We start from the raw sequence: 14,844 nt of genomic DNA, 5'->3' as shown, positions 1-14,844 counted from the left end.
CTGCCCGCCCCATCTGGTCGCCGAGGTCGCGGACGCCATTCCCGGCTGCGATCTCGTGACCGTCCCCGACGCGGGCCATCTCGGCTATCTGGAGCGTCCCGAGGCCGTGAACGCGGCCATCGTCGGGTTCCTCGGCACGGTCCGCGGCACGGCGCCGCGCGTCCGGCCGGCGGCGCCCGCGGGTGCCGCCGCCCAGCCCTGACCGCACGTTTCGCCGCTCCGGGCGAAGTGACAGAAAGCGAGGCCGGTCCGTGACCGTGTTAGGACAGCCGCCCGTGGGCTCGTTCAGGCCGGCGCCGCACGACGGGACGAAGACCGGCCCGCGGCGGGCCAAGCGCGCGACGTTCCGGCGGATCCTGCCGTACGCGCGCCCGTACCGGCGGCAGATCGCGCTGCTGATGGCGGCCACCGTCGTCAACGCGTGCATCGCCGCCGCGAACCCGCTCTTCCTCAAGCTGATCATCGACGAGGGCATCCTGCCCAAGAACATGGGCCTGGTGGTGTCGCTGAGCCTCGGCCTGGCGGGGCTGGCGCTGGTCGACGCGGGCGCCGTCTTCCTGCAGAACCGGTGTTCGGGCCGGGTCGGCGAGGGGCTCGTCTACGAGCTGCGCACCGAGGTGTTCGGGCATGTGCAGCGGCAGCCGCTGGGGTTCTTCACCCGCGCGCAGACCGGGAAGCTGATCAGCCGGCTCGGCGCGGACGTGGACGGCGCCCGGCAGGCGGTGACGACGCTGCTGACGCAGGCGGTGTCGACGTTCCTGACGCTGACGCTGACGCTCGCGGCGATGCTGTACCTGTCGTGGCAGATCACCGTGGCGGCGCTGGTGATGATCCCGGTGTTCCTGGCGCCGGCCCGGCTGATCGGGCGCCGCATCCAGCGGCTGACCCGGTCGATGCTGGACCACGAGGCCGAGATGACCTCGATGATGACAGAACGGTTCGACGTCTCGGGCGCGATGCTGGCCAAGCTCTACGGCCGCGCGCCGGACGAGCTGGACCGGTTCTCGGCCAGGGCCGCGCAGGTCCGTGACGTCGCCGCGAGGACGATCGTCTGGAACCGGATGCTGCCGATCCTGGTCACGGTCCTCACCGCGTTCACCACCGCCCTCGTCTACGGGCTGGGCGGCGCGCTCGCCATCAAGGGGACCTTGGAGTTCGGCACGCTGGTGGCGATGGTGGCGCTGCTGCTGCGGGTGTACGGCCCGATCAACCAGCTGTCCACGATGCAGTCGACCGCGATGGTCGGGCTGGTGAGCTTCGACCGGGTCTTCGAGGTGCTCGACCTGAAGCCGCTCATCGCGGAACGTCCCGGCGCCCGTCCGCTGACGGTCGCGGCGCCCGACGGCGCGGGGCCGGGGGACGTCCCGGACATCGGGTTCGAGGACGTCTCGTTCCGCTACCCGGCCGCCGGGGAGGTGTCGGTGGCGTCGCTGGAGCCGGCCGCGCTGGCCGGGGCGGCACCGGAGAACGGCCGGGACGCGCAGGTGCTGCGCGGCCTGTCCTTCCACGCCCGGGCCGGGACGCTCACCGCCCTCGTCGGCCCGTCCGGCGCGGGGAAGACGACCATCACCCACCTGGTGCCGCGCCTGTACGACGCGACGTCGGGGACGGTGCGCATCGGGGGCCACGACGTCCGCGATCTCACCCTCACGTCGCTGCGGGACACCATCGGGGTGGTGACCCAGGACGCGCATCTGTTCCACGAGACGGTGCGCGCCAACCTGGAGTACGCCCGTCCCGGCGCGAGTGAGCGGGAACTGGTCGAGGTGTGCGAGGCGGCGCTGATCTGGGACACGATCAGCGCGCTGCCCGACGGGCTCGACACGGTCGTCGGGGAGCGCGGCTACCGGTTCTCGGGCGGGGAGAAGCAGCGGCTCGCGCTGGCGCGGCTGCTGCTGAAGGCCCCGCCGATCGTGGTGCTGGACGAGGCGACCGCGCACCTGGACTCGGAGTCGGAGGCGGCGATCCAGCGGGCGCTGAAGACGGCCCTCGCGGGACGCACGTCGCTGGTGATCGCGCACCGGCTGTCCACGATCCGGGAGGCCGACCAGATCCTGGTCGTCGAGGCGGGCCGGATCCGGGAGAGCGGCAGTCACGACAAGCTGCTCGCCGAAGGCGGCCCGTACGCCGACCTCTACCGCAGCCAGTTCGCCCACCAGGCCATGGGCCCGGTGGATCCGGAGGTGGGAGTGACCGATGGCCAGCACTAGCGCGCCGCCCATCAACCTGGTGGAGCCCGGCCTGTACTCGCACGGCGACCCGTTCGCGCAGTGGCGGTGGCTGCGCGCGAACGACCCGGTGCACTGGCATCCGCCGGGCGAGCTCCCGGGGTTCTGGGCGCTGACGAGGTACGCCGACGTGAAGGACGCGTACCTCGACCATGAGACGTTCAGTTCGGCGCGGGGGATCCTGCTGCGCCCGGACGAGCACGGCGCCGATCCCGGCGGCGGCCGGACCCTGGCGCTGACGGACCCGCCCCGCCACCGGATGCTGCGCGGCCTCGTGGACGGCTGGTTCACGGTCCGTTCCGTGCGGGCGTTGGAGGCGGAGATGGCCGACATCGCGCGGGGCGTGGTCGACCGGGCGCTGGAGGCCGGCGGCTGCGACTTCGTCACCGATGTCGCGGCGCGCGTCCCGCTCTACGTCATCTGCCGGATGATGGGCGTGCCCGAGGCGGACTGGGAGCACCTCTACACGCTGACCAGCCAGGCGTTCGCGGGCGGTGACGCCCTCACCCGCCGCGTCGCCCACCTGGAGATCCTCGGGTACTTCGAGCAGCTGCGGAAGGCGCGGGCGGCGGAACCGGGCGACGACCTGGTGAGCAGGCTCGCGACCGCCGATGTCGAGGGCGCCCCGCTCGACCCGCGCGACGTGATCCTCAACTGCGACAACCTGTTCGTCGGCGGGACGGAGAACACCCGCATCGCGGCGGCGGGCGGGATGCTGGCGTTCCTGCGGCACCCGGACCAGTGGCGGACGCTGGTGGACGACCCGTCGCTGCTGAACTCCGCCGTCGAGGAGGTGCTGCGCTGGACGTCCACCGCCACCCACATCATGCGGACCGCCACCCGCCCGGTCACGCTGCACGGTAAGCGGATCGCGGCGGGCGACCGGGTCGTGTTCTGGCTGCCGTCCGCCGACCGCGACGAGTCGGTGTTCGACGACCCCGACCGCTTCGACGTCCGCCGCCGCCCGAACCGCCATCTCGCACTAGGTTTCGGCGAGCACTTCTGCCTCGGCAGCATGCTCGCGCGCGTCGAGCTTCGCCTGCTGTACCGGGAACTCCTCACCCGCGCACCCCGGATCGCCCTCGACAGCACGCCGAAGCTCCTGGATTCGATCGTCGTCAACGGCCCGGAACGGCTGCCGGTGACTTTCGGTCGCTAGCGCCCGTCCGCAGCCTGTCTCGGACCGGCCCGTGCTGACTCCCCGTCAGCACGGGCCGGTCCGTCTCTAGGGGCGGTCGAGCCACTGGGAGATGGCCTCGGCGGCTAGCGCGATCATGTCGGGTCGGACGATGTCGGAGTGCGTGCACGGCAGGTGCGCGATGTCGGCCGGCCGGGCGAGGTGGGGCCGCCACAGCCCGTCCGGTGCGAAGCCCTCGGGCTTGTGCTCGTCGGCGACGAGGATCAGCGTGTCGCCGCCGAACCGGCCGTACTCGTGCCCGGCCCTGATCGTCACGTTGTTGTGGAACACGCGCGCCAGCAGCGTCAGCTCGTCGTCGGTGAGGCCGCCCAGCATCTCGCCCAGTTCGGCGCGGATGTGCTGCGCCAGTTCCGCGACGGGCGAGCCGCCGTCCTCGGTCGCTTCGGGCGGCAGCATGTGGGCGGTGCCGGGTTCGGGCGGGTAGGAGTCCATGATGATCAGGGACACCTCCTCCCCCGCCGCCTCCAGCCGGGCCGCGACCTCGTGCGCCGGCGTCCCGCCGAAGGAGAAGCCGACGACGTGGTAGGGGCCGGACGCCTGGAGGGACCGGATCCGGTCCACGTAGGCGGCCGCCATCGCGGCGACGGAGCCGGACATCTCGCCGGTGCCGTCCAGGCCGTCGGCCTGCAGCCCGTAGAGGGCGTGCCCTTCCGGCAGGTGCCGCGCGAACGGCAGGTAGCACCAGCTCAGCCCACCGGCGGGGTGGACGAAGAAGAACGCCGGTTCCGTTCCGCCGGGCCGGATGTGCAGCACGCCGTCGAGGGCGTCGCGCACGGACGACAGGCCGAGCGTGCCGATCAGCGTCGCGGGCGTCGGGTTCGTGATCAGGTCGCGAAGCGACACGGTGATGCCCTTGGCCTGCAATTCCTCCACCAGCGCGACCGCCAGCAGGGAGTGGCCGCCGCGCTGGAAGAAGTCGTCGTCCACGCCGACGGACGGCACCTGGAGGGTCGCGGCGAACGCGTCGCACACCGTCTCCTCCAGGGCGCTGGCCGAGCCGCGCCGCGCCGGGGAGCCGGAGCGTCCCGCGTTCTCGGGGGCGGGGAGTGCCTTGCGGTCCAGTTTCCCGTTGGTGGTGAGCGGCAGCGCGTCCAGCACCACGATGGCGGACGGCACCATGTAGCCGGGCAGCCGTGCGGCCGCCGCCGTCCGGAGCGCGTCGGTGTCGAGATCGGCTGCGGCGGGGACGGCGTAGGCGACCAGGCGTTTGTCGCCGGGGGTGTCCTCGCGGAGGATCACTGCCGCGTGGGACACGGTGTGATGTGCGGTCAGGACGGTCTCGACCTCGCCGAGTTCGATCCGCTGGCCGCGGATCTTCACCTGGTCGTCGGCGCGGCCCGCGAACACCATGTTCCCGTCGGCCGTCCACCGGACGAGGTCGCCTGTGCGGTACATCCGTTCGCCGGGGCCGCCGAACGGGCACGGGACGAACCGTTCGGCCGTCAGGGTCGGGCGGTTCACGTATCCGCGCGCCAGGCCGGGGCCTGCCACGTAGAGCTCGCCGACCACTCCGGCGGGGACTGGTTGCAGCCTGTCGTCCAGCGCGAATACTCGGGTGTTGGCGACCGGGCTACCAATCGGCACGTCGGCGGCGTCGGGGTCGCAGCGCCAGAGGGTGGCGTCGACGGTTGTTTCCGCCGGGCCGTAGGAGTTGAACATCCGGCGGTCCCGCGCCCAGCGGTGGATCACGTCGGGTGAGGATGCCTCACCGGCGACGACCAGCACGGTCTCCTGGTCGATCGATCCTTCGTCCAGGGTCGCCAGGACGGCCGGCGGCAGCGTCACGTGGGTGACCCGTTCCCGGGTGAGGAAGGCGGGCAGCGCGGTGCCGAGGCGGTCGTCGCGCGGGATGACGACCAGCGCGGCACCGGTCAGCAGCGCCATCATCCATTCCCAGCCGAAGGTGTCGAACGCCGCCGACGCGAACTGGCCGACGCGTGACTGCGGGCCGACGCCCAGGTGCCGGACGTGCCCTTCGATGAGGCTCCTCACGCCTGTGTGCGAGACGAGCACGCCCTTGGGCCGTCCTGTCGAACCCGATGTGTAGATCACGTATGCCGGAGAGGTCACCTCGGGCGAGGTCTCCAGTGTCTGGGCGGTCTCTGGGGCGTCCACGGGCACGCGGGTGACGTCGTCTGGGAGTGTTCCCTCCCATGCCGTGGTGGTCACCACGGAACGCACGCCCGCGTCGTGCAGCATGTAGGCGATGCGTTCGGCGGGGTGTTCGGCGTCGAGGAGCAGGTAGGCGGCTCCCGTCTTCAGCACGGCGAGCAGCGCGGCCATCAGGTCGGCGCCGCGCTCCAGGCCGACCGCGACCACGGTCTCCGGGCCTGCGCCCTGGGCGGCGAGGTAGCGCGCGAGCCGGGCGGCGCGCTCGTCCAGTTCGGTGTAGGTCAGTTCGGCGTCGCCGTCCACGATCGCTACTGAGTCGGGTGTGCGCGCGACCTGGGCCCCGAACAGTTCCGGAATGGATTGCGCGGGCACCGGTACGGCGGTGTCGTTCCAGTCTTGGACGAGGCGTTGCCGTTCGGTACCCGGCAGGACGCCGACGGCCGCCAGCCGTTCCGCCGGTTCCTCGGCCAGCGCGGTCACGAGGTTGCCGAGGCAGGTGTGCAGCAGCCTGCACGCCGCGTCGCCGTCGACGGACGGCACGGCGTCCACGATCAGCCCGAACTCGGTTCCCGTGTCTTCGATCAGGACGGCGACGGGGTAGTTGGTGGGCTCCCGGGTGAACACCATCCGGACACCGCTGAGCCCGTCGCCGTCACGCCGTGCGGGCTCCGCCGCGTCCGGGCGCCGGTTGTGCCGGTAGTTCAGGATCGAGGTGAACAGCGGGCTGCCGCCGGGGACGCCGCTGGCCTGCTGCGCGAGCGAGAGCGGCGCGTGCTCGTGGACGAGGAGCGCCGCGAGCTGGCGGCGCAGGTCGTCCAGGGCGGGCCCGGCGCCGGTTTCGCCGACACGCACCCGGACGGGCAGCGTGTTCATGTAAAGGCCCGGCACACGGTCGGCTCCCGCGCCGGCGTTCATCCGGCCGAACAGGACCGTCCCGAAGACGACGTCGTCGCGTCCGCTCAGGGTGGCCAGCACCCGAGCCCATGCCAGGTGGAAGACGGTGGCCGGGCTCACCCCGGAGGCCCGCGCCGCCTCTCGCACCTGGCGGGCGATGTCCGCATCGACGGACATGTGCGAGCGGGTGATGTCGCCGCCGTCGCCGTGGACGTCGAGGAGGCCGTAGGGGGCGGTGGTCTCGTCCACGTCACTGAGGAGGTCGGCGAAGTGGCGCTCGTGCTCTTCGCTCGTCATCCCGAGGCGCGCCTGGGCCACGAAGTCGCGGAACGGGAGGGGCTCGGGGAGGGTGTCCTCCCGGCCGTCCAGGATCACGCCCAGTTCCTCGATCAGGACGTCCTGGGTGGTGTGGTCGTGGATGAGGTGGTGGATCCGCAGCAGCGCCAGCCACCGTCCGGTGCCCGGGTCGGCGGCCGTGTGCACGTCGAGCAGCGGGGCGCGGCCGGGCTCCATCCCGGACGAGCGGACGGCCAGGAGCTGCTCCACCACGTCCGGACCGTCCGGCGCCGTTTCGAGTTCCGTCACGGGCAGTGTCGCCCGGCGGGTCACCACCTGGACTGGCTCGGGCAGGCCCTCCCACACGATCGCCGTCCGATAGACGTCGTGCCGGTCGATCAGCCGTTGCAGGGCGGCGAGGAACGCGTCCAGGCGCTCCCGCGAATCGAAACCGATGACGCGGGGCCGGTGGTAGACGTCCGCGTCGCTGTCGGCCTGCAGGAGGTGGTGGAAGAAGATGCCCTCCTGGAGGGGGGCCAGCGGGTACACGTCCGCGATGTTGGTGGCGCCGCCGTCGACCGCTGAGACCAGTCGTTCGATCTCCTCTACCGACAGGTCGACGAGCGTGAGCATCTCTGGCGTGATGTGGTCGGCGTCTTCGGGGATGCGGTTGGGTGGCACCTCCACCTCGACCGGTCCCACCGCCATCGCGAGACCGGCAGGAGTCGGCGTCTCGAACAGCGCGCGGACCGAGACTGAGACGCCGCGTTGGCGCAGCAGTTCCACTAGTCGGACTGCTAGGAGGGAGTGGCCGCCGAGCATGAAGAAGTCGTCTTCGACGCCGACGGTGTCCAGGTTGAGAACTTCGGCGAAGGACTGGCAGAGGATCTCTTCCTGGACGGTCGCCGGAGCACGCCCGCTACCGACGGACGCAGCGGTGTAGTCGGGCGCGGGCAGGGCCTTGCGGTCGAGTTTGCCGTTGGACGCCAGCGGCAGCGCGTCGAGCACGGCGATGGCCGAAGGCACCATGTAGTCCGGCAACCTCCCGGCGGCGAACTCCCGGATGGCGGTCGGATCGACCTCGGATGCGGGGACGATGTAAGCCACCAGGGTTTCCTCACGGGCGACCACAGCGGCCTGCTCAACCTGCGGGTGAGCGATCAGTGTGGCTTCGACCTCGCCCGGCTCCACCCGGAACCCGCGGACCTTGACCTGCTCGTCGGCCCGGCCGCCGAACACCAGGTTTCCGTCCGGGGTCCACTTGGCCAGGTCCCCGGTGCGGTACATCCGCGCACCCGTATCGCTGAACGGGCACGCCACGAACCGCTCCCCCGTTAGAGCTGCGCGACCCACATAGCCGCGCGCCAGCTGTGCGCCCGCGATATACAGCTCGCCCGCAACCCCAACCGGCACCGGCTGCAGATAGTCGTCCAGAACATACAGGCCTGTGTTGGCGACAGGCGCACCGATCGGCACCGTCCCCGACTCCACCAACTCCGGAGTGAGCCGAACCGTGGCGACACCGATCGTCGCCTCGGTCGGCCCATAGTGGTTGAAGACCTCCTGCTCCCCTGCCACCAGCAAGTCGGTCACCAGCTCCGGAGCAGCGGCCTCGCCACCAAGGACGAGCGCCCGGGCCGGGACTACACCGCCCAGCGCGGCGATGTGCGAGGGCACGGCCTTGAGGTAATCGATCTGGTGCTCGGCCAGATAAGCGCGGACGGCCACCGCATTGGTCACGGTGTCCTCGTCCAGGACATGCAGTTCACCACCGGACGTCAGGCTGGCGAACACCACGGTGTTGCCCAGGTCGGTCACCTGCGCCTGCAACACCGCGAACCGGCCACCATCCCAGCCGAACCCCACCCGATCTGGAACGGTCACGATGTAGTTGGCCAGGCCTGCGTGGGTGACCGCGACGCCCTTCGGGCGGCCCGTCGAACCCGACGTGTACATCACATACGCCGCCTGGCTTGGGACAATTTCCACCTCGGGCGCGGTGTCGGGCTGCATGCCCAGCTGCATCGCCATCAGCTGGTCGTCCAGCGCGACCAGCCGCTGCCGTCCTGCGGGCAGGTCCTCCAGAACCTCCTCGCTGGTCAGGGTCAGGACGGCACCGCTGTCAGACACCACGAACGCCACCCGATCGGCAGGCTGCGCCGGGTCGATCGGCACATACGCCGCACCGGCCTTCCACACACCCACGATCGCGCTGATCATCTCGGCGCCGCGCGGCAGGCAGACGCCCACCACCGACTCGGCACCAACGCCCTGACTGCGCAGCCAGTTCGCGAGCCGATTCGCACGCGCGTCCAGTTCCGCATACGACAGCCGCTCATCACCGGCGACCACCGCCACCGCCTCCGGAGTCCGCACCGCCTGAGCAGCGAACATCTCCGGAACCAGCGCCCCCGGCACCTCGGCCGCAGTGTCGTTCCACTCCACCAGCACCCTGCGGCGCTCGGCCTCGCCCAGGACATCCACCGCGCTCACCCGCAGCGACGGATCGTCCACCAGAGCGGACAGTACGCGGACGAAAGTGGAGGCCAGCCGTTCCACGGTGGGCTGGTCGAAGAGGTCGACCGCGCCAGCGATCAGGCCGCCGATGCCGGCGGGTGCGCCTTCGGCGTCGAACCTCTCCCCCACCAGGACCGACAGGTCGAACTTGGCCCTGGCGGTGCCCATCGCCAGCCTGCTCGCCCGGACCCCGGACCCGCCGCCGGTTCCGGGCGCGGCCGGGGCGGACGCTCCTGCGGCGTCCTGCATGGTCAGGATGACCTGGAACAGCGGCTGACGGCCCAGCGAGCGGGCCGGGGCCAGTTCCTCGACCAGCCGCTCGAACGGCACGTCCTGGTGGGCGTATGCGCGCAGGCCGCGTTCCCTGACGCGCGCCAGTAGTTCGGCGAAGGTCGGGTCACCGGTCAGGTCGCTGCGGATCACCAGTGTGTTGACGAAGCAGCCGACGAGGTCGTCCAGGACCTCGTCCATGCGGCCCGCCACGGCCGAGCCGATCGGGACGTCCTTGCCTGCGCCGAGCCGCGACAGCAGCGTTGCCAGCCCGGCCTGCAGGATCATGAACACCGTCACGCCCTCGGCGCGTGCCACGTCCCGGAGCCGGGCGTGCACCTCGGCCGGGATGTCCACGTCGATTTCATGGCCCCGGTGTGAGGCGACCGCCGGGCGCGGGTGGTCGAACGGAAGCGCCAGCTCTTCCGGGGCGCCGGCCAGTTCGTCGCGCCAGTACGCCACCTGCCGCGAAAGGAGACTCTCGGGGTCTTCCCCGTCGCCGAGCAGGTCGCGCTGCCACAGTGCGTAGTCGGCGTACTGCACCGGCAGCGGCGTCCACTCCGGCGCGCGGCCTTCGCGACGTGCAGCGTAGGCGTCCGACACGTCCCGGGTGAGGGGGCCCATCGACCAGCCGTCGCTGGCGATGTGGTGGACCACGAGCACGAGGACGTGCTCGTCCGGGCCGACACCGAACAGCCATGCCTTGGCCGGCGGCTCGGCCGCGAAGTCGAACGCGTACCGGCTCGCGTCGGCCACCGCGTCCGGGAGTCCGTCGGCGGTCACCCGCGTCACCGGCAGCGCGAATCCGGTCTCGTCCACGGAGAGGATCCGCTGGTACGGCTCGCCGTCCGCGACGGGGAACACGGTGCGGAGCACTTCGTGCCGTTCCAGTACGTCACGGAACGCGGTCTCCAGCGCCTCCTGGTCCAGGTCGCCGGACAGGCGCACGACGACCGGGCTGTTGTATGTCGCGCTCGGCCCTTCGAGCTGCGCCAGGAACCACAGCCGCCGCTGCGCGAACGACAACGGCACCCGGTCGGGACGGACCGCTTGCGCGAGCCGTGGCCGTGCGGTGTCCGGCCCGCCGAGCCGGGCGGCGAGGCCCGCGACCGTTGGCGCCTCGAACAGGGCGCGGAGCGGCACCTCGGCGTCCAGGACGGTGCGCGCCCGGCTGACCAGGCGCATCGCGAGCAGCGAATGCCCGCCGAGGGCGAAGAAGTCGTCCTCGACCCCGACCGCGGGCAGCCCCAGCGTCTCCGCGAACACCTGGCAGAGGATCTCCTCCCGCACGGACGCGGGTCCGCGGCCGGTGCCGGCGGAGGCCGCGAGGTCGGGGGCGGGCAGGGCCTTGCGGTCGAGCTTGCCGTTGGCGTTGAGCGGCAGCGCGTCCAGCGGCACGATCGCCGACGGCACCATGTAGGGCGGCAGCCGGTCGGCGACGAAGTCGCGCAGTTCGGCCGGCGAAGCCTGGCCGGTGACGGCGTAGGCGATGAGGCGCCTGCCGCCCGGACCGTCCGCGCGGACGATCACCGCGGCCTGGGTGACGGCCGGGTGCGCGGCCAGCGCCGCCTCGATCTCGCCCGGCTCGATCCGGAACCCGCGGATCTTCACCTGGTCGTCGGCGCGGCCGAGGAACTCCAGGCTTCCGCCGGCGCGCCACCGCACCACGTCGCCGGTCCGGTACATCCGCTCGCCGGCGCCGTCGAAGGGGCACGCGACGAACCGTTCCGCGGTCAGTCCGGGACGGCCCAGATAGCCGCGCGCCAGCTGCGCTCCGGCGAGGTACAGCTCGCCGGGCACGCCCTCCGGGACCGGCTCCAGCCCGCCGTCCAGGACGAACACGCGCGTGTTCGGGACCGGCTCGCCGATGGGCACGGGCCCGTCCCCGTCGGCGGGTGCGCACTCCCAGGCCGTCACGTCGATCGACGCCTCGGTCGGCCCGTACAGGTTGTGCAGTTCCACGCCGTGGAACAGCTCGAAGAACCGCGCGACCGCGGAGGGCGGCAGCGCCTCGCCCGAGCAGATCACGCGCCGCAGGCTCGCGCATCCCACCGCGGCGGGCTCGGCCAGGAATGCCTCCAGCATCGACGGCACGAAGTGGACCGTCGACACCCCGCGCTCCTGGATCAGGCCCGCCACGTAGGCCGGGTCGCGGTGCCCGCCGGGCCGCGCCATCACGAGGACGGCGCCGTTGGACAGCGGCCACAGGAATTCCCACACCGACACGTCGAACCCGAAGGGCGTCTTCTGCAGGACGCGGTCGTCCGTGCCGAGGGCGAACCGGGACTGCATGCCCGCGAGCCGGTTCACGATCCCCGAATGCGGGACCACGACGCCCTTCGGCCGTCCGGTGGAGCCCGACGTGTAGATCACGTAAGCCGGGTCGTTCGGGTGGAGCGGGGTGGTCCGGTCGGAGTCGGTGAGGTCGGTGGCAGGGAATCCGGCCAGCCGCGCCTCCGTGGCGGGCTCGCCCAGCCGGACGCACGGCACCGGCGCCTCCCCGTCGGCGCCGGCAGCGTCGGTGATCACGAGGGCCGGGGCCGCGTCGTCCAGCAGGAACGCGATGCGGTCGGCGGGCAGGTCGCCGTCCACCGGCAGGTAGGCGGCGCCCGCCTTCAGCACGCCGAGGATCGCGACGACCAGGTCGGCCGAGCGGGGCAGCGCCACGCCGACGACCCGCTCCGGGCCGGCGCCCTCCGCGACCAGCAGCCGCGCCAGCCGGTTCGCGCGCTCGTTCAGTTCGGTGTAGGTCAGCGCGGCGTCTTCCGCCATGACCGCCGTCCGGCCGGGGGTGCGGGCCGCCTGCGCCTCGATCAGCTGCGGGAGCGTCGCCGCGGGGACGTCCGCCGAGGTGTCGTTCCGCGCGTGGACGAGGCGGTCGCGTTCCGCCTTGTCCAGGACTTCGATCATGCGCAGCGGAAGGTCCGGGTCCTCTTCCAGCGCGGTGACGAGGTTGCCGAGGCAGGTGTGCAGCAGCCGGCACAGCGCCGCCCCGTCGATCGGATCCACCGCGTCGACGCCCAGCACGACGGTGGCGCCGCCGTCCTCGACGGCCGCCACCACCGGAAAGTTCGTCGTCTCCCGCAGCGACAGCATGCGGACCCCGGAGATCCCCGCCCGGCCGGCGGGGTCGGGGGCGGCAGACGACTGGTTGGGACGGTAGTTGAAGAGCGAGGTGAACAGCGGGCTGCCCGCCGCGATCCCGCTGGCCTGCTGCGCCAGGGACAGCGGCGCGTGCTCGTGGACGAGGAGTTCCGTCAGCTGGTGCCGCATGCCGGTCAGCGCCTCGCCGACGCTCGCCGCGCCGATGCGGACCCGGACGGGCAGCGTGTTGACGAACAGGCCCGGGACGCGGTCGGCGCCCGCGCCAGAGTTCATCCGGCCGGCCAGGACCGTCCCGAACACGACGTCGTCGCGTCCGCTCAGGGTCGCGAGGACGCGCGCCCACGCCAAATGGAAGACGTTGGCGGCGCTCACGCCGCGGGTGCGCATGACGTCCCGCATCCGCCGGTTCAGGTCGTCGTCGACGGGCAGCCGCGTCCGCTCGATGCCGCGCCCGTCGCCGTGGACGTCGACGAGGCCGTAGGGGGCCGTGGTCTCGTCCACGTCGCCGAGCAGGCCGGCGAAGTAGCGCTCGTGCTCCTCCCTCGGCACCCCGAGGCGCGCCTGCGCGACGAAGTTCCGGAACGGCAGCGGCTCCGGCAGCGTGTCCTCGCGTCCCGCCAGGATCACGCCGAACTCGCCCAGGAACACGTCCTGGCTGGTGTGGTCCTGCGCGGGGTGGTGGATCCGCAGCAGGCCGAGCCACTGGCCGGTGCCCGGCTCGGCCGCCGTGTGCATGTCGATCAGCGGGGCGCGGGTCAGGTCCATGGCCGAGCCACCGGCCGCGAGCAGCTGCTCCGCCGCGTCCGGCCCGTCCGCCGCCACATCGATCTCCGTCACGGGCAGCACCGCCCGGCGGGCCACCACCTGGACGGGCTCGGGCAGCCCCTCCCACACGATCGCGGTGCGGTAGATGTCGTGGCGGTCGATGAGCCGCTGCAGGGCGTTGAGGCAGGCGTCGAGGCGCTCCCGGGACTCGAACCGCAGCACGCGCGGCACCACGTAGGCGTCGTGGCCGCCCTCAGCCATCAGGTAGTGGAAGAACAGGCCCTCCTGGAGCGGCGCCAGCGGATACACGTCCGCGATGTTCGCCGCGCCGCCCGCCACCGCGGAGACGACCCGCTGGACCTCCTCGGCTGACAGGTCGACCAGCGGCAGCATCTCCGGCGTGATGTGGTCGGCGTCCTCCGGAATCAGGTTCGGGGGGACGTCCAGGTCTTCCGGCTCCGAGGCGACCTCCGCGAGGGCGGCGGGGCTCGGCGTCTGGAACAGCGCCCGGACTGAGACGGAGACGCCGCGTTGGCGCAGCAGTTCCACGAGTCGGACTGCTAGGAGGGAGTGGCCGCCGAGCATGAAGAAGTCGTCCTCGACACCGACGGTCTCCAGGTTGAGGACTTCGGCGAAGGACTGGCAGAGGATCTCTTCCTGGACGGTCGCCGGAGCACGCCCAGTGCCGGTCGACGCGGAGGTGTAGTCGGGTGCGGGCAGGACCTTGCGGTCGAGCTTGCCGTTGGACGCCAGCGGCAACGCCTCTAGCACGACGACGGCCGAAGGCACCATGTACTCCGGCAACCGCCCGGCAGCGAACTCCCGGATAGTGGCCGGATCGATCTCGGATGCGGAGACGATGTAGGCCACCAGGGTTTCCTCACGGGCGACCACAGCGGCCTGCTCAACCTGCGGATGTGCGGTCAGCGTGGCTTCGACCTCGCCCGGCTCCACCCGGAACCCACGGACCTTCACCTGCTCGTCGGCGCGGCCCGCGAACACCAGGTTCCCGTCCGGAGTCCAGCGGGCCAAGTCCCCGGTGCGATACATCCGCTCCCCCGGACCGCCGAACGGACACGCCACGAACCGCTCGGCCGTCAGACCCGATCGGCCCACATAGCCGCGCGCCAGCTGTGCGCCCGCGATGTACAGCTCACCGGCAACTCCGACTGGGACCGGCTGAAGGTCGGCATCCAGCACGTACAGGCGGGTGTTGGCGACGGGCGCGCCGATCGGCACGCTCCCCGACTCCACCAGCTCTGGAGTCAGCCGAACCGTGGCGACACCGATCGTGGCCTCGGTCGGGCCGTAGTGATTGAAGACGTCCTGCTCACCTGCTGCGAGTAGTTGAATGACCAGTTCAGGCGAGGCGGCCTCGCCACCAAGGACGAGCGCCCGGCTCGGAACCACACCACCCAGCGCCGCGATGTGCGAGGGCACGGCCTTGAGGTAATCGATCTGGTGCTCGGCCAGATAAGC

The 14,844-nt window shown here is 71.9% G+C and carries 4 protein-coding genes (1 of these 4 cut by a window edge); 3 read left to right on the top strand and 1 reads right to left on the bottom strand.

Annotation, left to right across the window (positions count from 1 at the left end; translation table 11 throughout):
• From HUX53_RS06990 to HUX53_RS06980, 3 genes are all read left to right on the top strand, one after another.
• On the top strand, positions 1 to 202 hold a 202-nt coding region (locus HUX53_RS06990), incomplete at its 5' end, for an alpha/beta hydrolase (RefSeq protein WP_255205010.1).
• Positions 203 to 275: 73 nt separating this feature from the next.
• Complete coding sequence (locus HUX53_RS06985) at positions 276 to 2,210, top strand: ABC transporter ATP-binding protein (protein WP_309237092.1); 1,935 nt, start codon at positions 276 to 278, stop codon at positions 2,208 to 2,210.
• Positions 2,197 to 3,387: a cytochrome P450 gene (locus tag HUX53_RS06980; protein ID WP_176402341.1), complete on the top strand. Its 1,191-nt coding sequence runs from the start codon at positions 2,197 to 2,199 to the stop codon at positions 3,385 to 3,387. The genes HUX53_RS06985 and HUX53_RS06980 overlap by 14 nt, the downstream gene beginning before the upstream one ends.
• 66 nt (positions 3,388 to 3,453) lie before the next feature.
• On the opposite strand, the gene HUX53_RS06975 is transcribed toward HUX53_RS06980, so the two are convergent.
• A protein-coding gene (locus tag HUX53_RS06975) for a non-ribosomal peptide synthetase (RefSeq protein WP_176402340.1) crosses the window boundary here: on the bottom strand, positions 3,454 to 14,844 show its 3' portion. It continues 9,717 nt past the right edge of the window; the window shows 11,391 of its 21,108 coding nt (coding positions 9,718–21,108); the start codon falls outside the window, past its right edge; the stop codon is at positions 3,454 to 3,456.

Source organism: Actinomadura sp. BRA 177 (assembly GCF_013372625.1).
GTDB lineage: Bacteria > Actinomycetota > Actinomycetes > Streptosporangiales > Streptosporangiaceae > Spirillospora.
The sequence above is the reverse complement of the archived record's forward strand: the minus strand, read 5'-3'. Positions and strand labels throughout refer to the sequence as shown.